General features: G+C 67.1%; 17 protein-coding genes and 1 other annotated feature (1 of these 18 only partly in view). Of the genes, 12 read left to right on the forward strand and 5 right to left on the reverse strand.

Going from position 1 to position 18,735, the window contains the following annotated elements; all coding sequences use genetic code 11:
- Positions 1 to 57: 57 nt before the first annotated feature.
- Positions 58 to 1,167: an EF-P beta-lysylation protein EpmB gene (gene epmB / locus IOC61_RS08105; protein WP_195688341.1), complete on the reverse strand. Its 1,110-nt coding sequence runs from the start codon at positions 1,165 to 1,167 to the stop codon at positions 58 to 60.
- 116 nt (positions 1,168 to 1,283) lie between these two features.
- Between epmB and efp the strand changes: the two genes are divergently transcribed.
- Positions 1,284 to 1,850, forward strand: coding sequence for an elongation factor P (gene efp, locus IOC61_RS08110; protein ID WP_132043320.1), 567 nt, complete (start codon positions 1,284 to 1,286; stop codon positions 1,848 to 1,850).
- A gap of 190 nt (positions 1,851 to 2,040) precedes the next feature.
- The gene (gene epmA, locus IOC61_RS08115) at positions 2,041 to 3,030 is read left to right on the forward strand and encodes an EF-P lysine aminoacylase EpmA (protein ID WP_195688342.1); all 990 of its coding nucleotides are present in this window, start codon (positions 2,041 to 2,043) and stop codon (positions 3,028 to 3,030) included.
- A 207-nt stretch (positions 3,031 to 3,237) separates the two neighbouring features.
- On the opposite strand, the gene asd is transcribed toward epmA, so the two are convergent.
- From asd to rsgA, 3 genes are all read right to left on the reverse strand, one after another.
- A complete protein-coding gene (gene asd / locus IOC61_RS08120) occupies positions 3,238 to 4,080 on the reverse strand; it encodes an archaetidylserine decarboxylase (RefSeq protein WP_195688343.1) in 843 nt (280 codons plus the stop codon).
- A 114-nt stretch (positions 4,081 to 4,194) separates the two neighbouring features.
- Positions 4,195 to 5,025, reverse strand: a complete 831-nt coding sequence (locus IOC61_RS08125) for a sulfurtransferase (protein ID WP_195688344.1) — start codon at positions 5,023 to 5,025, stop codon at positions 4,195 to 4,197.
- Positions 5,026 to 5,052: 27 nt separating this feature from the next.
- Entirely contained in the window at positions 5,053 to 6,087 is a 1,035-nt protein-coding gene (rsgA, locus tag IOC61_RS08130; protein ID WP_195688345.1) for a small ribosomal subunit biogenesis GTPase RsgA, read from the reverse strand.
- A gap of 97 nt (positions 6,088 to 6,184) precedes the next feature.
- On the opposite strand from rsgA, the gene orn reads away from it, so the two are divergent.
- The gene (gene orn, locus IOC61_RS08135) at positions 6,185 to 6,790 is read left to right on the forward strand and encodes an oligoribonuclease (RefSeq protein WP_195688346.1); all 606 of its coding nucleotides are present in this window, start codon (positions 6,185 to 6,187) and stop codon (positions 6,788 to 6,790) included.
- A gap of 28 nt (positions 6,791 to 6,818) precedes the next feature.
- On the opposite strand, the gene queG is transcribed toward orn, so the two are convergent.
- Positions 6,819 to 7,922: a tRNA epoxyqueuosine(34) reductase QueG gene (gene queG / locus IOC61_RS08140; RefSeq protein ID WP_195688347.1), complete on the reverse strand. Its 1,104-nt coding sequence runs from the start codon at positions 7,920 to 7,922 to the stop codon at positions 6,819 to 6,821.
- 126 nt (positions 7,923 to 8,048) lie between these two features.
- On the opposite strand from queG, the gene IOC61_RS08145 reads away from it, so the two are divergent.
- The 9 genes from IOC61_RS08145 to hflC all read left to right on the forward strand — a co-directional run bounded on the left by IOC61_RS08145 (position 8,049) and on the right by hflC (position 18,534).
- Entirely contained in the window at positions 8,049 to 9,587 is a 1,539-nt protein-coding gene (locus tag IOC61_RS08145; protein WP_195688348.1) for an NAD(P)H-hydrate dehydratase, read from the forward strand.
- 17 nt (positions 9,588 to 9,604) lie between these two features.
- Positions 9,605 to 10,111, forward strand: coding sequence for a tRNA (adenosine(37)-N6)-threonylcarbamoyltransferase complex ATPase subunit type 1 TsaE (gene tsaE, locus IOC61_RS08150; RefSeq protein WP_195688349.1), 507 nt, complete (start codon positions 9,605 to 9,607; stop codon positions 10,109 to 10,111).
- Positions 10,111 to 11,559, forward strand: a complete 1,449-nt coding sequence (locus IOC61_RS08155; protein WP_195688350.1) for an N-acetylmuramoyl-L-alanine amidase — start codon at positions 10,111 to 10,113, stop codon at positions 11,557 to 11,559. The genes tsaE and IOC61_RS08155 overlap by 1 nt, the downstream gene beginning before the upstream one ends.
- A gap of 33 nt (positions 11,560 to 11,592) precedes the next feature.
- Positions 11,593 to 13,539, forward strand: a complete 1,947-nt coding sequence (gene mutL / locus IOC61_RS08160) for a DNA mismatch repair endonuclease MutL (protein WP_195688351.1) — start codon at positions 11,593 to 11,595, stop codon at positions 13,537 to 13,539.
- Between the two features lie 171 nt (positions 13,540 to 13,710).
- Positions 13,711 to 14,649: a tRNA (adenosine(37)-N6)-dimethylallyltransferase MiaA gene (gene miaA / locus IOC61_RS08165; RefSeq protein ID WP_195688352.1), complete on the forward strand. Its 939-nt coding sequence runs from the start codon at positions 13,711 to 13,713 to the stop codon at positions 14,647 to 14,649.
- Between the two features lie 100 nt (positions 14,650 to 14,749).
- The gene (hfq, locus tag IOC61_RS08170; protein ID WP_132043297.1) at positions 14,750 to 14,998 is read left to right on the forward strand and encodes an RNA chaperone Hfq; all 249 of its coding nucleotides are present in this window, start codon (positions 14,750 to 14,752) and stop codon (positions 14,996 to 14,998) included.
- A gap of 8 nt (positions 14,999 to 15,006) precedes the next feature.
- The gene (gene hflX / locus IOC61_RS08175; RefSeq protein ID WP_195688353.1) at positions 15,007 to 16,329 is read left to right on the forward strand and encodes a ribosome rescue GTPase HflX; all 1,323 of its coding nucleotides are present in this window, start codon (positions 15,007 to 15,009) and stop codon (positions 16,327 to 16,329) included.
- An 84-nt stretch (positions 16,330 to 16,413) separates the two neighbouring features.
- On the forward strand, positions 16,414 to 17,649 hold the full coding sequence (hflK, locus tag IOC61_RS08180) for an FtsH protease activity modulator HflK (protein WP_195688354.1): 1,236 nt from the start codon (positions 16,414 to 16,416) through the stop codon (positions 17,647 to 17,649).
- The gene (gene hflC, locus IOC61_RS08185) at positions 17,650 to 18,534 is read left to right on the forward strand and encodes a protease modulator HflC (RefSeq protein ID WP_195688355.1); all 885 of its coding nucleotides are present in this window, start codon (positions 17,650 to 17,652) and stop codon (positions 18,532 to 18,534) included.
- A gap of 191 nt (positions 18,535 to 18,725) precedes the next feature.
- Positions 18,726 to 18,735, reverse strand: a sequence feature (16S ribosomal RNA rRNA prediction is too short) (it continues 782 nt past the right edge of the window).

The raw sequence follows: 18,735 nt of genomic DNA on the forward strand, positions 1-18,735 counted from the left end.
CGCCGCAGGCGCCCGGCGGTGATAGCGGCTGCCGAGGACGCCCAATGAATTGGGCTCCTACAAGGGTGTCTTGCTCCCTTCGCCGGGAATTTCCCTGACCAGCCCCGGCATCAGAAAGCCCGGCAGCACGTCCCTGAGGCCCGCGACCAGTTCGCGGGCCTCGTCGTCTGGTACGTCGAAGTGCGCGGCGCCGGCCACCGGGTCGAGCACATGCAGGTAGTAGGGCAGCACGCCGGCCTCGAAGAGACGCTCGGAGAGGGCAGCCAGTGCCTCGACCGAGTCATTCACCCCGCGCAGCAGCACGCTCTGGTTGAGCAGGGTCACGCCGGCATCGCTCAGGCGGCGACAGGCGGCGATCACGGCCTCGTCGATCTCGTTGGCATGGTTGATATGCAGCACCACCACCCTCTGCAGGCGTGTGGCGCCGAGCCAGCCGAGCAGCTCGGCGTCGATGCGCTCGGGAATGACCACCGGCAGGCGGGTATGGATGCGCAGGCGCTTGAGGTGGGGAATGGCCTCCAGGCGCTCGATAAACCAGGCGAGACGACGGTCGCTGGTCGCCAGGGGGTCACCGCCGGAGAGGATCGCCTCGGTGATCGAGGAGTCATCACGCAGGGTGTCGAGGCTGGCCTCCCACTGTGCCATGGAGGGGGAATTCTCGGCATAGGGGAAGTGGCGCCTGAAACAGTAGCGGCAGTTGACCGCGCAGGCGGGGCTGGTGATCAGCAGCACGCGGCCGTGATACTTGTGAATCAGCCCCTTGGCCGGGGTGTGGGCGGCCTCTTCCAGCGGGTCGGCGACATAGCCGGGGGTGGGGCGCGCCTCTTCGCCCAGCGGCAGCACCTGGCGCAGCAGGGGGTCGTCGGGGTCACCGGGGCGCATGCGTGCCAGGAAGGCCTCGGGCACGCGCACCTCGAAGAGCGCATGACCCGCCTCGGCACCGGGTAGCCAGCGCTCATCCAGCCCCAGGCGCCGGCAGAGCTCGCGCGGGTCACGGATGGCGCCAGACAGCTGCGCCTGCCAGGCGGGTGGAAGCGAAAGTGGCGACGCTTCTTCGCTCGAGGCTGGTCCGGCGACAGGCCCCGGCGCCTCTCGCTGTGAACGGTTCTGACTGCTCTCTTCGCTTTCGTCGTGGCGCTGCAAAGGGGCGGGGCTTCGGGTTATCATGTGTTACACCAGTCAATGCGAACGAGGCGCTGACCGTTCTGGCCTGCCTCGTCGAAAATCGTTTCCCAGCGCGCCGCGGGGTCTCCGTGGGCGCGCTCGACCATGAGTGAGTGAAGATGGCTAACTATTCTACCAACGAATTCAAGGGCGGTCTGAAGGTGATGCTGGACGGCGATCCCTGCTCGATCGTCGAGAACGAGTTCGTCAAGCCCGGCAAGGGGCAGGCATTCAACCGCGTCAAGCTGCGCAACCTGATGACCGGCCGCGTCTGGGAGCGTACCTTCAAGTCCGGCGAGAGCCTGGAAGGCGCCGATGTCCTTGATCTGGACATGGAGTACCTCTATAACGATGGCGAGATGTGGTACTTCATGAAGACCGATGGCTCCTTCGAACAGTATCCGGTGGAGAAGAAGGCCCTGGGCGATACCGAGAAGTGGCTCAAGGAGCAGGTGGTCTACACCATCACGCTGTGGAACGACAACGCGATCAGCGTGACCCCGCCCAACTTCATCGAGCTCGAGGTCACCGAGACCGACCCCGGCCTCAAGGGCGACACCGCCCAGGGCGGTTCCAAGCCGGCCACGCTCTCCTCCGGCGCCGTGGTGCGTGTGCCGCTGTTTATCAACGAGGGTGAGGTGCTGAAGGTGGATACGCGTAGCGGTGAGTACGTCAGCCGGGCTTGATCTCTCGACAACACGTCTGTTGACGACCTCCCGTAGGAGCGCGATTCATCGCGCGATTGGCGCCGAAGGCGACCAGCTGCGGCCTCCGACAATCGCCCGACAAGTCGGGCTCCTACAACGGATGGGGTAACGACTTATCCGCAGGAGCCCGCCGTATCAGGCGAATCCCCCCTCCCTGGGTGTACTCACCATGTCAGTTATCGATTGGCAGCCTACTGCCACTATGGCGACCCTGCGCGAGCGGGCTCGTCTGCTGGCCGAGGTGCGCGGCTTCTTCGCCGCGCGCGGTGTGCTCGAGGTGGAAACGCCGGTGCTGGGCCACGGCGGCAGCACCGACCTGCACCTGGCCTCGCTCTCGGCCGCGGCCACCACGCCCGCTGGCCGCGAGCGCCTGTGGCTGCAGACCTCGCCGGAATTTCCCATGAAGCGGCTGCTGGCGGCGGGGGCGGGGCCGATCTTCCAGCTGGCACGCTGTTTTCGTGATGGCGAGGTCGGGCGGCGCCATAACCTCGAGTTCACCATGCTGGAGTGGTATCGCCCCGGCATGTCCCTCGAAGGGCTGATCGAGGAGACCGCGGAGCTGGTGAGGTGCGTGCTGGGACGAGGATCTGGGGATAACCCGGGCCCGCTGCGTCGACGCCGCTACCGCGAGCTGTTTCGTGAGTACCTCGCCATCGACCCCTTTCGTGTGGCGCTGGCCGAGCTGCGCCGCCTGGCCGAGGATAGGGGCGGGCTCGAGATGACTGATGCCAGCCGCGATGACTGCCTGGACCTGTTGATCAGCCTCGAGATCGAGCCGCATCTTGGGCGGGGCGCCATCGATGTGGTGGTGGACTATCCGGCCAGCCAGGCGGCCCTGGCGCGGCGTCACCGCGACCCGGAGGATGGCGAGTGGGTGGCCTCGCGCTTCGAGCTCTATCTCGAGGGGCTGGAGCTGGCCAACGGCTACGATGAGCTGACCGATGGTGAGGAGCAGGCGGCGCGCTTTGCCGAGGACAACGCCGCCCGGCGGGCGGCGGGGTTGCCCGAGGTCACGGTCGATCGGCGGCTGTTGGCGGCGCTGAAGCACGGCATGCCCGAGGGAAGCGGTGTTGCGCTCGGCATCGACCGGCTGATTCAGCTGGCGCTGGGCAAGGAGAGCGTGGCGGAGGTCATGGCCTTCGCCACGCCGCGCTGTTAGAAGTGCGAGGACAGGGCGCCGGGGGTAAGTCGAAGCGGAGGTCCTATGCCATGGGTGAGAAGCACAGCTTCGAACGGGCTGGCCATGGATGGCCAGCACCGGTCCTGCAAGCGGAGCAGGATGCGAGAGCGAAGCAGGGCATCGGTAGCGCCCAGGGAGGGATTCACAGCGCCTCCGCGAAGACTTAACGCCGGGAAAGCCCTGATACTAGTGATTCAGCTCACCCAGCGAGTCTCCCATCTGCACCTTGGCGCCAGGGTCGAGCCTGTCGGCGAAGGCCACCGGTTCGGCGAAGGTCATCACCACCGTGGAGCCAAGCTTGAAACGGCCCATCTCCTGCCCCTTCTCCAGACGCACTGGGGTATCGAAGCGAATGCGCTGTACTGCGCCATGAGGCAGGGGCGTGATCTGGCCGGCCCATACGGTTTCGATGGCGGCGACGATCATCGCGCCCACCAGCACCATGGCCATGGGGCCGTGTTCGGTATCGAAGTGGCACACCAGGCGTTCGTTGCGGGCGAAAAGGCCCGGCACATGCTCGGTGGTGGCAGCGTTGACCGAGAATAGCCGGCCCGGCACGTAGACCATCTCGGTCAGGGTGCCGGAAAGTGGCATATGCACCCGGTGATAGTCGCTGGGTGACAGGTAAATGGTGGCGAAGCTGCCGCCGAGATAGCGGGTCGCGGCCTCGGTGTCGCCGCCCAGCAGCGCCTCGGCCGAGAAGCGATGCCCCTTGGCCTGCAGCAGCTGGCCCGCCTCGATGGCCCCGAACTGCGATAGCCGGCCGTCGGCTGGGCTGGCCACGCCCTCGCCGATGGGCCGTGCGTCGTCCTTCAGCGCCCGGGTGAAGAAGTCGTTGAAGGTGGCATAGGCGGTCGGGTCGGGCTCGGCGGCCTCGGCCATGTCCACCCCGAAGCGGCGGATAAAGGCACGCACCAGGGTGTTCCTGAGCGTGGGCTGGCGACATTCGGCCAGCCGGCCCACCAGCCGCGAGAGCAGGTGGTGGGGCACGGGGTACTGGATCAGGGCAAATAGCTTGGCTAGGGACACTATGTGAGGATTCTCGTGGTTGGGAGATATACGTTTGGAGCTGGAAGAGCGCCGTTTCGCTGCTCCCTCGGGGTCTGATCCCGAGGGAGGCTACCGTTACCCCAGGGGGCCGGCCTACTTCTCGATGGGGCTATCGTCGCGATTGCCCCACTCCTTCCAGGAGCCGGCATAGGCGCGGATTCGGTCGAAGCCCAGTGCCCTGCCCACCAGCCAGGTGAAGCCGCTGCGGTGGTGGCTCTGGCAGTGGGTGGCCACCTCCATGTCCGGGGTCAGGCCCAGGGCCTCGAGCTCGGTGATCAGCTCGGCATAGTCGCGCAGTCGCAGGCCGCGTTCGGGGTCCATGGCCTGGGTCCACTCCAGGTTGACCGCTCTGGGGATATGGCCGAGATGCTTGTTGTCACCCTTCTCGCCGCGGTACTCCGCGGGTGAGCGGGCATCCCATACCGCGAATCCCTTCTCGCCGAGGCGCTCGGCGATCTCGTCGCGCTCGATCAGCACCTCGGGGGTGAGGAGCACAGCCTCATAATCGCTGGGCGTGGGGGCGCTGGCCTCGGTGGCGAGCGGCTGGCCCGCGGCACGCCAGGCATGAATGCCGCCGTTGAGGTAGGAGTAGCGAGTATGGCCGATCAGTTCCAGGGTCCACAGCAGCCGGCCCGCCCAGCCGCCGCCTTCGTCATCATAGGCCACCACATGGGTATCACGCGTCAGGCCGAGGTCACTGAACAGTGCCGAGAGCTGCTCGACACTGGGCTCGCGGTTCGGGACCTCGCCGTCGCCGCGCATCAGCCGAGCCTTGTCGAGGAACACGGCACCGGGGACATGACCCTCGGTATAGCTGTCGCCACGCATGGGCACGTCGATGATCAGCAGCGACGGGTCATCCAGGTGCTCGGCGAGTTGCTCCGGTTCGACGATCAGCGGTAGCAGGTTGGCTTCTGAACTCATGGGACTCTCCTTCTATGACAGGTCCACTCAGCTCACTTCCAGGGAATCGAGGATGCGCCGGTAGCTGGCGAATCGCTCGGGATGGATCTCTTCACGCTCCACCGCGGCGAGCAGGGCACAGCCCGGCTCCTGGCGGTGGCGGCAGTCGCGAAAGCGACACTGGCCGAGATAGGGGCGAAACTCGATGAAACCCTCGGTGACCTGCCGTTCGGTCAGGTGGCCGAGGCCGAACTCGCGAATCCCCGGGGAGTCGATCAGCTCGGCCCCCTCGGCGCGGGGCAGCCGGTAGAGCCGCGCGGTGGTGGTGGTATGGGTGCCCTTGCGAGAATCCTTCGACAGGTCACCGATACGCAGCCCCTCGTCGGGGAGCAGGCGGTCGATCAGTGACGACTTGCCCACACCGCTCTGCCCCACGAACACCGAGGTGCGGCCGGCCAGCCGCGACAGCAGGCTCGCCAGGCCATCCTCGCGGGCGGTGGTGGTGGCCACCACCGGATAGCCGAGTGCCGCGTAGCGCTGCAGCAGTGCCATCAGCTCGCCGCCGCCGTCGGGTAGCAGGTCAACCTTGTTGAGCACCAGCACGGGGGGGATGCCGGTGGCCTCGGCGGCCACCAGGTAGCGGTCGATCAGATTGGGGTGGGGCTCGGGCTCCACCGCGAAGACGACCAGGATCTGGTCGATATTGGCCGCCACCGGCTTGAGCTGGCCCCGGGCGTCGGGGCGCTCCAGCACGTTGTCGCGCTCGCCGCGGGCGACCACCACCCCCTCCACGATGCGCCCCTCGGTATCCGTTCTGCCGCGCCAGATCACCCGGTCGCCGGTGACCAGGCCATCGAGGTTGGCGCGCAGATGGCAGCGTATCGATGCGTCGTCGGCGTCCGGCCGCACGTCCAGGGTGCGGCCGAAGTGGGCCATCACCCGTCCCGGCTGCTCGGCGCCGTAGTCGCCGGCGGTGAGCAGCGCCTCTTCCTGGACATCGTGGCGGGTGGCGCGCGCGGCGCGCTCGGCCTGTATCTTCTCGATACGCCAGCGTTGCTGGCGACTCAGCTTGCGTTTGCTCATGGGGCCCTGATGCTCGGTACAATGATGGCATTGTACTCATCCATGACGCCGGCTGTCGCGAGGTTGCGAGTCGGCCCCCGCAGGAGAAGATGTTTCCATGAGCACGAACGCGTCAGTGCAAGACGACAAGCAGAACTCCCGTAGCCAGCGTCTGGTCTGGATCGACCTGGAGATGACCGGCCTCGACCCGAACAGGGAGCGGATCATCGAGGTGGCCACCCTGGTCACCGATGCCGAGCTAAACGTTGTCGCCGAAGGGCCGGTGATCGCGGTCAAGCAGCCGGATAGCCTGCTCGAGGGGATGGATGCGTGGTGTACCCGAACCCACGGCGAGTCGGGGCTGACCGCGCGCGTGCAGGCGAGCGAGGTGGATACCGCCGAGGCCGAGCGGCGCACCCTGGCGTTCCTGCAGGAGCATGTCGAGCCCGGCAGCTCGCCGATGTGTGGCAACAGCATCCACCAGGACCGTCGCTTCCTTGAGCGTGAGATGCCCGAGCTGCTGGCCTTCTTCCACTACCGCAACCTCGACGTCTCCACCCTCAAGGAGCTGGCCAAGCGCTGGAACCCCGGCGCCCTGGCGGGCTTCAGCAAGCGCAACGTGCACCTGGCCATGGATGACATCAAGGAGTCCATCGCCGAGCTTGCCCACTATCGCAATACTTTTCTGCGCCTGCCGGGGAAGCAGGGCGACGAGGAGGAGTAGGCCGGGCACCGCCCGGAGCTTACGGCTTTTAGCTGGCGGCAATCAGTTCCCGGCGTTTTTCCCCCTGGCGGGCGAGGGCCCAGCGCACATGCTCGCGGACGAGGTCGGAGGGGTAGGGCAGGCGTGCTCTCAGCGCCGCCTCGATGGCCTCGCTCCAGGGGGCGTTACCCAGCCCCACGGCGAGGTTACGCAGCCAGCGCTCGTAGCCGATGCGGCGGATCGGGCTGCCGGCGGTCTTCTCCAGAAATTCCTCTTCGCCCCAGGTAAATAGCGAGAGCAGGCTGGCGCGGTCGAGGTCGTGGCGCGGCGAGAAGTCCCTCTCGGCGGTGGGCGTGGTAAAGCGCGTGAAGGGACAGACCAGCTGGCAGTCGTCACAGCCGAACACCCGGTTGCCCATCGCCTCGCGATAGTGCTCGGGAATCGCACCGAACAGCTCGATGGTCAGGTAGGAGATGCAGGCCCGGGCGTCGACCACCCGATCCTCGACGATGGCGCCGGTGGGGCAGGCGGTGCGGCAGGCGCTGCAGCTGCCGCAGTGCTCGCCGGCAAAGGGCTCATCCGCCGGCAGCGGCAGGTCGGTATACAGCTCACCCAGAAAGAACAGCGAGCCGGCCTGTGGATTGATCATCATGGCATTCTTGCCCACCCAGCCGAGACCCGCCTTGCGCGCCAGTGCCCGCTCCATGACCGGCGCCGAGTCGACGAAGGCACGGTAGCCGAAGGGGCCCACCTCGGCCTCGATCCACTTGGCCAGGGTCGCTAGGCGCTTGCGCATCAGCTTGTGATAGTCACGGCCGGTGGCGTAGCGCGACACATAGGCCGTCTGCGGACTCGCCAGGGTGGTCAGGGTCTCGACCTCGGCGGGCAGATAGTCCAGCCGCACACTGATCACTCGCACGGTGCCGGGCACCAGCTCGTCGGGGCGCGTGCGCTTGGTGCCATGCTTGGCCATGAAGCCCATCTCGCCATGCCGGCCAGCCGCCAGCCAGCGCTCCAGACGCGCCTCATCCTCGCTGAGGTCGATATCGGTAATGCCAAGCTGCTGGAAGCCGAGCTCGCTCCCCCAGGCCTTGATACGCTGGGCCAGGGCGTGCGGGTCGGGGGCGTCGTCGTGGAGAGACGAGGAGGACATGATCGCGAAAACACCGTGCAGGGGGCCTGCGCCACTTGGCGCGGGCCGCGAAGGCTTTACACTGTTCGATAAGGTCGTCTATCGAACCACTGCCATGATAAAGCATTGCCACCGGGGAGACACCGCATGATCGATGCCAGCCAGGGGGGCGGGTCAGGATTGCACCCGCTCTACCTCGCCGACCAGGTGCGTGAACTGGACCGGCGCACCATTGCCGGTGGCATCGCGGGCTTCGCCCTGATGCAGCGCGCCAGTGCCGCGGCCTGGCAGGTGCTCAGGCAGCGCTGGCCCGAGGCCCGTTCGCTTACGGTGCTGTGTGGAGGGGGCAACAATGGCGGCGATGGTCATGTGCTGGCCGCCCTGGCCGCCGCCGAGGGGCTCGCGGTGCAGCGCGTTCTGCTCAGGCCCGTTGAGGAGTTGAGTGGCGATGCCCGCCTGGCCGCCGAGATGGCCACGGCGGTCGGCGTGGGCGCCGAACCCTGGACGCCCGGCATAAGGCTCGCCGGGGAGTTGATGGTCGATGCCCTGCTGGGGACCGGGCTTGCCGGCGAGGTGCGCGGTGCCTTTCGTGAGGCGATCGCGGCGGTCAATGCCAGCGGCAGGCCGGTGCTGGCCATCGATATTCCCTCGGGGCTGCACGCCGATACCGGTGCGGTGCTCGGCGACGCGGTGCTGGCGGCTACCACCGTGACCTTTATCGGCGACAAGCTGGGCCTGCATATCGGTGCGGCGGCGGAGCATGTCGGTGAGCTCTGCTTTCGGGATCTGGGGGTGGAGGCCCTGGCCGAGACGGACCTGGTGCCGGCAGCGCACCTGCTCGACACGGGGCTGGCGGCTGCCTGGCTGCCGGCGCGGCGCCGTACCGCCCACAAGGGCGACTGCGGCCATGCGCTGGTGCTGGGTGGCGCACCCGGTTTCGGTGGCGCGGCGCTGCTGGCCGCCGAGGCCTGCGCACGGCTGGGGGCCGGCAAGATCAGCCTGGCCACCGCCCCGGCGCACGTTGCCGCCAGCCTGGTGCGTCGTCCCGAGGTGATGGCCCATGGCATTCGTGGCGCCACCGATCTCGGACAGCTTCCCGCCCAGGCCGATGTGCTGGTGGTGGGGCCCGGCCTGGGGCAGGGCAGCTGGGGCCAGGGGGTGCTGCAGGCGGCGCTCGAGACCGATAAGCCGCTGGTGGTGGATGCCGATGGACTCAATCTGCTGGCCGCCTACTTCGCCGGAGCCGAGGAGGGCATGGCACCTCGCGACAACTGGATCCTGACCCCCCACCCCGGGGAGGCGGCCCGGCTGCTGGGCTGGCGTGTGGCCGAGATCGAGGCGGAGCGCCGTGCGGCCGTGGTGGCCCTGCGCGAGCGCTTCGGCGGAGTGGTGGTTCTCAAGGGGGCGGGCAGCCTGGTCGCGGGCCCCGAGGGGGTCGCGGTCTGCCCCTTCGGCAACCCCGGCATGGCCAGCGGTGGCATGGGGGATGTGCTCTCCGGGATGCTCGGAGCCCTGCTGGCCCAGGGGGTGCCGCTGGAAATGGCCGCCCGAGTGGGGGTGCTGGTCCACGCCAGGGCCGCGGATCTGGCCGCGGCAGACGCCGGAGAGCGTGGTCTGCTGGCCGGTGATCTGGCATCCTATGCGCGGATTCTGGTCAACCCGGCCGGGTATGATGGCGACGAGTGATGGCAAGGGCGAGGACGATGCGGCTGCGACTCGATGATGAAGCGTGCCAGGTGGGCCTGGGGGAGTGCCTGGGGCGTGCCCTGGAGGGGCGTGGGCGGGTCTATCTCGTCGGCGAGCTGGGGGCTGGCAAGACGACCCTGGCCCGCGGCGTGTTACGTGCCTATGGTCATCGCGGGGCGGTGAAGAGCCCGACCTATACCCTGGTGGAGCCCTATGAACTCGATGGCAAGCGGGTCTATCACTTCGATCTCTATCGTCTGGGGGACCCCGAGGAGCTCGAGTTCATCGGCGGCCGAGACCTGCTGGGGGATGATGCCTTGAGTCTGATCGAGTGGCCGGTTCGTGGCGAGGGCTGGTTGCCCGGTCCCGACCTGCGCATCGAGCTTGGCGTGGTGGGAGAGGGCCGCGAGGCGGTGCTGGAGGCGCATAGTGCCCCTGGCGAAGCGGCCCTGGCTCGCCTGGCCGCCATGCCCGCCGTCACCGAGTGGTGTCGCGCGGCCAAGCCCGGAGAGGGGGCCACCTGATGCGACCAGCCATCCTGCATCGCCTGCTGGCGCTGAGCCTGTCGATGATGGCCCCTCTTGCCGCGGTTCAGGCCGGCGAGGTGGAGAACCTGCGGCTGTGGGCGGCGCCGGATCATGCGCGCCTGGTCTTCGACCTGGCCTCACCGACCCAGGCCAAGGTGTTCTCCCTCGACAATCCGCGGCGGCTGGTGATCGATCTGGACGACAGCCGCATGCAGGCCGACCTCGACGGACTCGACCTGACCGGCAGTGCCATCAGCCGTATCCGCTCCGGCGTTCGCGAAGGAAACGATCTGCGCGTGGTGCTGGACCTGGAGCGCGAGGTGGCGCCGCGCCACTTCGTCCTGGCGCCCAACAATCAGTATGGACATCGACTGGTGGTGGATCTGGAGTACCCCGGCGAGAGCGCCGTGGAGGACCCCATCGATCCCATCGAGGCGATGATCCGCGAGCAGGAGATCGCCGCCAAGCGTGCCCAGGCCCAGGTCGACCTCGGCGGCAGCTCGGTAGTGCCCGAGCCCGAGGCGGTGGTCCAGCCGGCTCAGCCGCATCCCAAGCGCGATATCATCATCGCCATCGACGCCGGCCATGGCGGCGAGGACCCCGGCGCCATCGGCCCCTCGGGTACCCTCGAGAAGGACGTGGTGCTGCAGATCGCCAAGCGCCTCCAGCAGCGAGTCAATGCGGCCGAGGGATTCCGTGCGGTGATGATCCGCGACAGCGACTACTACGTGGGGCTGCGCCAGCGCACCCATATCGCGCGTGAGCAGAAGGCGGACTTCTTCGTCTCCATTCATGCCGATGCCTTTCACAGTCCGCGCCCCAACGGCAGTTCGGTCTTTGCGCTCTCCCAGCGTGGGGCCACCTCCGAGACCGCCCAGTGGCTGGCCGAGAGCGAGAACAAGGCCGACCTGATCGGCGGTGTGGATGGCAATCTCTCGCTCAAGGACAAGGACGAGGTGCTGCGCGGCGTGCTGCTCGACTTGACCATGACCGCGACCCTCAACGACTCCCTCTCCATCGGGGGACAGGTGCTGGATCGCATGGGGCGCGTCAACCGGCTGCACAAGCCTCGGGTGGAGCAGGCCGGTTTCGTGGTGCTCAAGTCGCCGGATATCCCGTCGCTGCTGGTCGAGACCGGCTTTATCTCCAACCCCCAGGAGGAGCGTCGCCTACTCGACCCCGCCCACCAGGAGAAGATGGCCCGAGCCATCTTCTCGGGCGTCGAGGAGCATTTCCGCACCAACCCGCCCCCGGCCAGCCTGCTGGCCTGGCAGCGTGACAACGGGCGAAGCACCGCCGGCGACGAGTATCGCATCCAGCCGGGTGATACCCTCTCCGAGATCGCCTCCCGCCATGATGTACCGGTGCGCCGCCTCAAGCAGGCCAATGAGCTCAATGGCGATGTGATCCGGGTCGGCCAGGTGCTGCGCATCCCCCGCTCATAAGCTCGGCTTGCGGTTTTCGTTTCGTGGAGTGATATGTCAGAACAGCGTCGCATTCGAACCCTTGACCCACGCCTGGCCAACCAGATCGCCGCCGGCGAGGTGGTCGAGCGCCCCGCCTCGGTGGTCAAGGAGCTGGTCGAGAATGCCATCGATGCCGGCAGCTCGCGCATCGAGGTGGAGCTGGAGGCGGGTGGTGCCCGATTGATCCGGATCCGCGACGATGGCAGCGGCATCGGTGAGGATGACCTGCCGTTGGCGCTGTCGCGCCACGCCACCAGCAAGATCGCCTCCCTGGAGGAGCTCGAGGGCGTGGCGAGCCTGGGCTTTCGCGGCGAGGCGCTGGCCTCGATCAGCTCGGTATCGCGCCTGGAGCTGGTCTCCAACCCCGATGACGACCCCACCGCCGGATGGCGGGTGGTGGCCGAGGGACGCAACATGGAGCCGCGGGTCTCGCCGGCGCCGCACCCGCGCGGCACCTCGGTGACGGTGCGTGACCTGTTCTTCAACACCCCGGCCAGGCGCAAGTTCCTGCGCAAGGAGAAGACCGAGTTCGGTCATGTCGAGGAGGCCTTCCGCCGCCAGGCGCTATCGCGCTATGACATCGGCTGGACCCTGCGTCACAACCACAAGACCGTTCATCAGCTGCGTGCGGGTGAGGACCTGGCCAGTCGCGAGCGGCGCATCGCCGCGCTTCTCGGCAAGGCGTTTCTCGAGCATGCCCTGCATCTCAATATCGAGGCCTCCGGGCTGCGGCTGTGGGGCTGGGTGGGCCTGCCCACTCACTCTCGTGCCCAGGCCGATCAGCAGTACTTCTTCGTCAACGGCCGGGTGGTGCGCGACCGCCTGGTGGCCCATGCGGTACGCCAGGCCTACCGCGACGTGCTCTTCAACGGCCGCCACCCGGTGTTTGTGCTCTATCTCGAGGTCGACCCGACGGTGGTCGATGTCAATGTTCACCCCACCAAGCATGAGGTGCGCTTCCGCGACGGTCGCCTGGTCCACGACTTCCTGTTCTCCAGTCTGCACCGGGCGCTTGGCGAGGCGCGTGCCGGCGGGCAGGCGGAGGGGGAACCTGGCGAAGCGCCCGACGCTGAGGCGAGCGAGCGCAACGAAGCGGACGCCGCGCCTCGCCAGGTGGCCGAGCCCGCCGGGCGCTGGCAGCAGCAGCCGATGTCGCTGCCCGAGCGCGACGAGGGCGAGCGGGTCACGCCGGATCGCGTCAGGGCCTTTATGGAGGGTTATCGTCGCCTGCACCCGGATCACGAGGAGGCGCTGCTGACTCCGCAGCCGGCCGCGCCCGGTGCCGGCGGTGGTGCGGCGGGTCTGGCCCTGGCGGAGCGCCAGCAGGCACAGGCCCCGCGTCCCGAGCCGCTGCCCGAGCAGGATGATACCCGGGCCCCGCCGCTGGGCTTCGCCGTGGCCCAGCTGCACGGTGTCTATATTCTCTCCCAGAGCGAGCGTGGCCTGATCCTGGTGGATATGCATGCCGCCCATGAACGCATCGTCTACGAGCGCATGAAGACCCAGGTCCACGGGGGGCGACTCGAGGCCCAGCCACTGCTGGTGCCGGTGTCGCTTGCGGCGAGCCCCGCCGAGGTGGCCACCGCGGAGGGTGAGCAGGAGGCCTTTGCCCGCCTGGGGGTCGAGCTCGATGTCGCCGGGCCCGAGACCCTGCTGGTACGGCAGGTGCCGGTGCTGCTGGCCGATGCCGACGTGGAGCCGCTGATTCGTCAGATGCTCGCCGACCTGGAGCGCTACGGACGCTCCGACCACCTCGAGGCGCATATCAACGAGCTGCTCTCCACCATGGCCTGCCACGGCAGCGTGCGAGCCAACCGCCGCCTGACCCTGGCGGAGATGAATGCCCTGCTGCGCGATATGGAGCGCACCGAGCGAAGTGGTCAGTGTAATCATGGGCGCCCCACCTGGACCGAAATGAGCATGAAGCAGCTCGACCGCCTCTTCATGCGGGGGCAATGAGCACGCAATATTTCCACTAGCGCGACGAGATGCGCCGGGGGCAGGCCGAAGAGGAGGTCCTACGACAGGGATGGCGTCGGTAGCGCCCAGGGATGGGTTCACAGCGCCTCCTCGCAGGCCTGCCGCCGGGTAAGCGACTCGGCGCTCCCCCTGAGAGAGTCCGAGAATTTCATGACCGACGATCGTCCGCCCGCCATTCTGCTGATGGGCCCCACCGCCGCCGGCAAGACCGACCTTGCCATCGAGCTCCATGAGCGCCTCGGCGTGGAGCTGATCAGTGTCGACTCCACCATGGTCTACCGTGGCCTGGATATCGGCAGTGCCAAGCCCTCGGCGCAGGAGCTGGCCCGGGCGCCGCACCGCCTGGTCGATATTCGCGACCCGGCCGAGCCCTACTCGGCGGCGGAGTTTCGCGAGGACGCCTTGCGCGAGATGCGTGAGATCACGGCCCGTGGCCGTGTGCCGCTGCTGGTGGGCGGCACCATGATGTACCTTCGCCAGCTGCTGCATGGCGTGGCCAATCTGCCGAGCTCCGACCCGGGGATGCGTGGCGAGCTTCAGGCCGAGCTCGAGGAGCGCGGCCTGGCCGCGCTGCACAAGGAGCTGGAGCGCGTCGATCCGGGCGCCGCGGCGCGGATTCACCCCAACGATCCCCAGCGGCTGTTGCGCGCCCTGGAGGTGTTTCGTCTCAGTGGTCGCACGCTCAGCGAGCTGTGGGCCGAACAGCGTCCTGAAACCTTTCCATGGCGCACGCTGTCGATAGGGCTCGCCCCCGGTCAGCGGCAGGTGCTTCATGAGCGTATCGCCACGCGCTTTGCCGCCATGCTCGAGGGCGGGCTGATCGATGAGGTCGCCGGCCTGCGTTCACGTGGAGACCTGACGCCGTCGCTGCCCTCGATGAAGAGCGTCGGCTACCGTCAGGTCTGGGAGTATCTCGACGGTGAGGTCGATCGCGCGGGTCTCGAGCGGCGCGGTATCGTGGCGACTCGGCAGCTGGCCAAACGGCAGCTGACCTGGATGCGCAGCTGGGAGGCACTGCACTGGGTGGATACCCTGGAGGGCGACCCCCAGGCAGAGGTGCTGAAACTCGTGCGCCATTTCGGCACTTAGCGTAAGATACCGATTTACGTTGGCCGCTGGCCGGGCCGCTTGAAAAGGCCTCATAACACCCCAACAACCCAACTCCAGAGACACATCCAGGGAGAGTAAAATGTCAAAAGGGCAGTCGCTTCAAGATCCGTACCTGAACATCCTTCGCAAGGAGCGTATCCCGGTATCGATCTTCCTGGTTAACGGCATCAAGCTGCAGGGCCAGATCGAGTCCTTCGACCAGTTCGTGATCCTGCTGCGTAACACCGTCAGCCAGATGGTCTACAAGCATGCCATTTCCACCGTGGTGCCGTCGCGTAACGTGCGTCTGCCGGCCCAGGACCCTGCCGCTGCGCAGGATGATGAGTGAGGTAGTGATTGTTTTTTGAACGCCCCGACGCCGGTGAGACGGCGGTACTCGTCCATGTCGACTTTCAGGATGAGCAAGAGCGCGAGGATCCGGGGGAGTTCCTGGAACTCGTGCGCTCTGCCGGCGCCGAGCCGGCAACCCTGCTGACCGGCAGTCGCAAGCGTCCCGATTCGCGCACCTTCGTCGGCTCGGGCAAGCTCGAGGAGCTGCGCGAAGCACTCGCCGTTCACTCGGCCGAACTGGTGATCTTCAACCACGGCCTGAGCCCCTCCCAGGAGCGCAACCTCGAGCGTGAGCTCAAGTGTCGCGTGCTCGACCGTACCGGCCTGATTCTCGATATCTTCGCCCAGCGGGCGCGGACTCACGAGGGCAAGCTGCAGGTCGAGCTGGCTCAGCTGGAGTACATGTCGACCCGCCTGGTGCGGGGCTGGACCCACCTGGAGCGCCAGAAGGGCGGTATCGGCCTGCGCGGCCCGGGTGAGACCCAGCTGGAGACCGACCGGCGGCTGCTGCGTGGTCGCATCAAGTCGATCCACAAGCGCCTCGACAAGGTGCGCGGCCAGCGGGACCAGAACCGTCGCTCGCGGGCCCGTGCCGAGATCCCCAGCGTCTCATTGGTGGGGTACACCAACGCCGGCAAGTCGACGCTGTTCAATTCGATTACCGAGTCGCAGGTCTATGCGGCCGGCCAGCTCTTCGCTACCCTCGACCCGACGCTGCGGCGACTGGAGATCGAGGATGTGGGGCCGGTGGTGATGGCCGATACCGTCGGTTTCATCCGCCATCTGCCGCACAAGCTGGTGGAGGCCTTCCAGGCGACCCTCCAGGAAGCCGCCGAGGCCAGCCTGCTGGTGCACGTCATCGATGCCGCCGATCCCGACCGTGAGCTCAACGTCGAGCAGGTCGAGACGGTGCTCGACGAGATTGGTGCCCTGGAGGTGCCGACACTCAGGGTGATGAACAAGATCGACCTGCTCGACAGCGCGCCGCGCATCGAGCGCGATGGCGAGGGGCGCCCCGAGGTGGTCTGGCTGTCGGCCAGGGAGGGCAGAGGCATCGAGCTGCTGGAGCAGGCGCTCTCGGAGTGTCTGGCCGAGGATGTCATCGACTTCACGCTGACCCTCGAGCCCGAGCAGGGGCGGCTGCGTGCCGGCCTGCACGAGCTGGGTGCGGTTCGTGAGGAGAGCTTCTGCGAAGAGGGCCAGACGCGCCTGCAGGTACGGCTGCCGCGCCGCGACTTCCTGCAGCTGATGGCGCGGCTCGGTGAGCGGGCCGATGACTACCTGCCGGCGTCACTGAGCGAGCGTGAGGCGTGGGAAGAATCCCCGTAGGCGGGACAAGCACAAGACAGGATCGCAACCGAGGCCCCCGCCGGCACTTCCGGTCGGGGCAGCAACGCATAGTGGAGAAGACCTATGGCCTGGAATGAGCCTGGTGGTGGTGGCAACCAGCACGACCCCTGGAGTGGGGGCGGTCGCCGTGGCGGTGGAAACGGCGGCGGTGGCAAGGGCGGTGGCAACCAGCCACCGGACCTGGATGAGGCCCTGAAGAAGTTTCAGGACAAGCTTAACGGCATGCTGGGTGGCCGCGGTGGCAAGAAGGGCGGTTCCGGGGGCAAGGGCGGCGGTGGCAAGCCGCGCAATGCCTTCACCCTGCCGGGCCTGCTGCTGCTGGTGGCCCTGGCCATCTGGGCGGCGTCGGGCTTCTATCTGGTCGACCAGTCCGAGCGGGGCGTGGTGCTGCGCTTCGGCAAGTTCCAGGAAGTGGTCACGCCTGGCCTGCAGTGGAACCCGCCGCTGATCGACGACGTGCGCATGGTCAATGTGACCCGCGTGCGCTCGCTGACCCAGACCCAGTCGATGCTGACCCGCGACGAGAACATCGTCGAGGTCGAGATCTCGGCTCAGTACCAGGTCGCCGACCCGCGTGACTTCGTGCTCAACGTGCGTAACCCGCAGCTCTCCATCGAGAATGCTCTCGACAGCGCCCTGCGCCACGTGGTCGGTGGTACCGACATGATCGATATCCTGACCTCCGGTCGTGAGATCCTCGGCAGCTCGGTGGCCAGTCGCCTGCAGTCCTACCAGGACAGCTATGGTACCGGTATCCGCCTGCAGACCATCAACATCGAGTCCACCTCGGCACCCGATCAGGTCATCGATGCCTTCGATGATGTCATCCGGGCTCGCGAGGACCGTCAGCGCACCATCAACCAGGGCATGGCCTACGCCAACGCCATCATCCCCGAGGCCCAGGGTCAGGCGCAGCGTATCGTCGAGCAGGGCCAGGGCTATCGCGAGTCGGTGGTCGCCGAGGCGCGGGGTCAGGCGAGCCGCTTCAACGCCCTGCTGGGCCAGTATGAGGAAGCGCCCTCGATCATGCGTGAGCGCCTCTACCTGGATGCCATCAGCGAGGTCTTCGGCGGCACGCCGAAGGTGATGGTCGATGTCGCCGACGACTCGCCGCTGATGTATCTGCCCCTGGACCAGATGGGCAAGAGCGGCACCCGCAGCGCAGAGCCGCAGGGTGAACAGGGTGAGCTCGATCCGCGAGTGTTGGAGCGCCTGCGGAACTCGCAGGGCGCCTCGTCATCTTCCAGCAACACCAGCAACAGCAGCAATACCGGTGGTATCCGCAGGGAGGGCCGCTAAATGATCAATAATCGTTCCCTGCTCATTGTCGGCGGCCTGGCGGCCATCGCCTGGCTGGCCAGCAACAGCCTGTATGTGGTCGACGAGACCGAGCGTGCGGTCAAGCTGCGCTTCGGCGAGATCATCGAGGAGGACATCCAGCCCGGGCTGCACTTCAAGGTGCCGATCACCCAGACGGTGCGTACCTTCGATACCCGGCTGCTGACCCTGGACACCGATCCCAGCCGTTACCTGACCCTGGAGCAGAAGGCGGTCATCGTCGACTCCTACGTCAAGTGGCAGGTGGTCAATCCGACCCAGTACTACGAAGCCACGGCCGGCGACGAGCTGATGGCCAGTCGCCTGATCCAGCCGCGGGTCGACGAGAGCCTGCGTAACGCCTTCGGCCGTCTCGACCTGCAGGAGATCATCGCCGAGCGTCGCGATGATCTGATGACGGGGCCGACCGAGGAGCTCGATGCACTGCTGCGCGACGAGCTGGGGGTGGCGATCCGGGATATCCGGGTCAAGCGCATCGACCTTCCCGAGGATGTCTCCTCGGCGGTCTACGAGCGCATGCGCTCCGAGCGTGAACGTGAGGCTCGCGAGTGGCGTGCCCAGGGTCAGGAGGAGGCCGAGCGCATTCGTGCCAATGCCGATCGCCGGCGCCAGGTGCTGCTGGCCCAGGCCAACGAGCGCTCCGAGACCCTGAGGGGTGAGGGCGATGCCGAGGCGGCAGCCATCTTCGCCGAGGCCTATGGCAAGGATGAGGAGTTCTTCACCTTCTGGCGCAGCCTGAATGCCTATCGCGACAGCTTCGCCAGTGATGGCAACATGCTGGTCCTTGACCCGTCCAGCGACTTCTTCCAGTACCTGAAGAGCCCCACGCCTTCCGGCGAGGAGTAGAACGACCGACCGGGCCAGCGGGTCCAGGATCTCCGTCGTTATCAGCACTAGGGGCGCTGGGGGTAAGCCGCAGAGGAGATACCGTCTCTCCCGACCAGCCGCAACCCTCACTGAGTTGGTTGTGGCTGATATTCGGTCTGTGACTTCAGGATGCCGAAAGCGATATGTACTAATTTTCGCATGGCAGCCCCCAAGGCTGTC

This window comes from Halomonas sp. KAO (genome assembly GCF_015595025.1).
Lineage (GTDB): Bacteria > Pseudomonadota > Gammaproteobacteria > Pseudomonadales > Halomonadaceae > Halomonas.

What these genes read in the sequence shown, in the direction of transcription:
- tsaE (WP_195688349.1), top strand. Translation starts at nt 9,605, where the DNA reads ATGCGGCTGCGACTCGATGATGAAGCGTGCCAGGTGGGCCTGGGGGAG.
- queG (WP_195688347.1), bottom strand. Translation starts at nt 7,922, where the DNA reads ATGTCCTCCTCGTCTCTCCACGACGACGCCCCCGACCCGCACGCCCTG.
- epmA (WP_195688342.1), top strand. Translation starts at nt 2,041, where the DNA reads ATGTCAGTTATCGATTGGCAGCCTACTGCCACTATGGCGACCCTGCGC.
- epmB (WP_195688341.1), bottom strand. Translation starts at nt 1,167, where the DNA reads ATGATAACCCGAAGCCCCGCCCCTTTGCAGCGCCACGACGAAAGCGAA.
- hflC (WP_195688355.1), top strand. Translation starts at nt 17,650, where the DNA reads ATGATCAATAATCGTTCCCTGCTCATTGTCGGCGGCCTGGCGGCCATC.
- IOC61_RS08155 (WP_195688350.1), top strand. Translation starts at nt 10,111, where the DNA reads ATGCGACCAGCCATCCTGCATCGCCTGCTGGCGCTGAGCCTGTCGATG.
- IOC61_RS08145 (WP_195688348.1), top strand. Translation starts at nt 8,049, where the DNA reads ATGATCGATGCCAGCCAGGGGGGCGGGTCAGGATTGCACCCGCTCTAC.
- efp (WP_132043320.1), top strand. Translation starts at nt 1,284, where the DNA reads ATGGCTAACTATTCTACCAACGAATTCAAGGGCGGTCTGAAGGTGATG.
- miaA (WP_195688352.1), top strand. Translation starts at nt 13,711, where the DNA reads ATGACCGACGATCGTCCGCCCGCCATTCTGCTGATGGGCCCCACCGCC.
- hfq (WP_132043297.1), top strand. Translation starts at nt 14,750, where the DNA reads ATGTCAAAAGGGCAGTCGCTTCAAGATCCGTACCTGAACATCCTTCGC.
- mutL (WP_195688351.1), top strand. Translation starts at nt 11,593, where the DNA reads ATGTCAGAACAGCGTCGCATTCGAACCCTTGACCCACGCCTGGCCAAC.
- hflK (WP_195688354.1), top strand. Translation starts at nt 16,414, where the DNA reads ATGGCCTGGAATGAGCCTGGTGGTGGTGGCAACCAGCACGACCCCTGG.
- IOC61_RS08125 (WP_195688344.1), bottom strand. Translation starts at nt 5,025, where the DNA reads ATGAGTTCAGAAGCCAACCTGCTACCGCTGATCGTCGAACCGGAGCAA.
- rsgA (WP_195688345.1), bottom strand. Translation starts at nt 6,087, where the DNA reads ATGAGCAAACGCAAGCTGAGTCGCCAGCAACGCTGGCGTATCGAGAAG.
- orn (WP_195688346.1), top strand. Translation starts at nt 6,185, where the DNA reads ATGAGCACGAACGCGTCAGTGCAAGACGACAAGCAGAACTCCCGTAGC.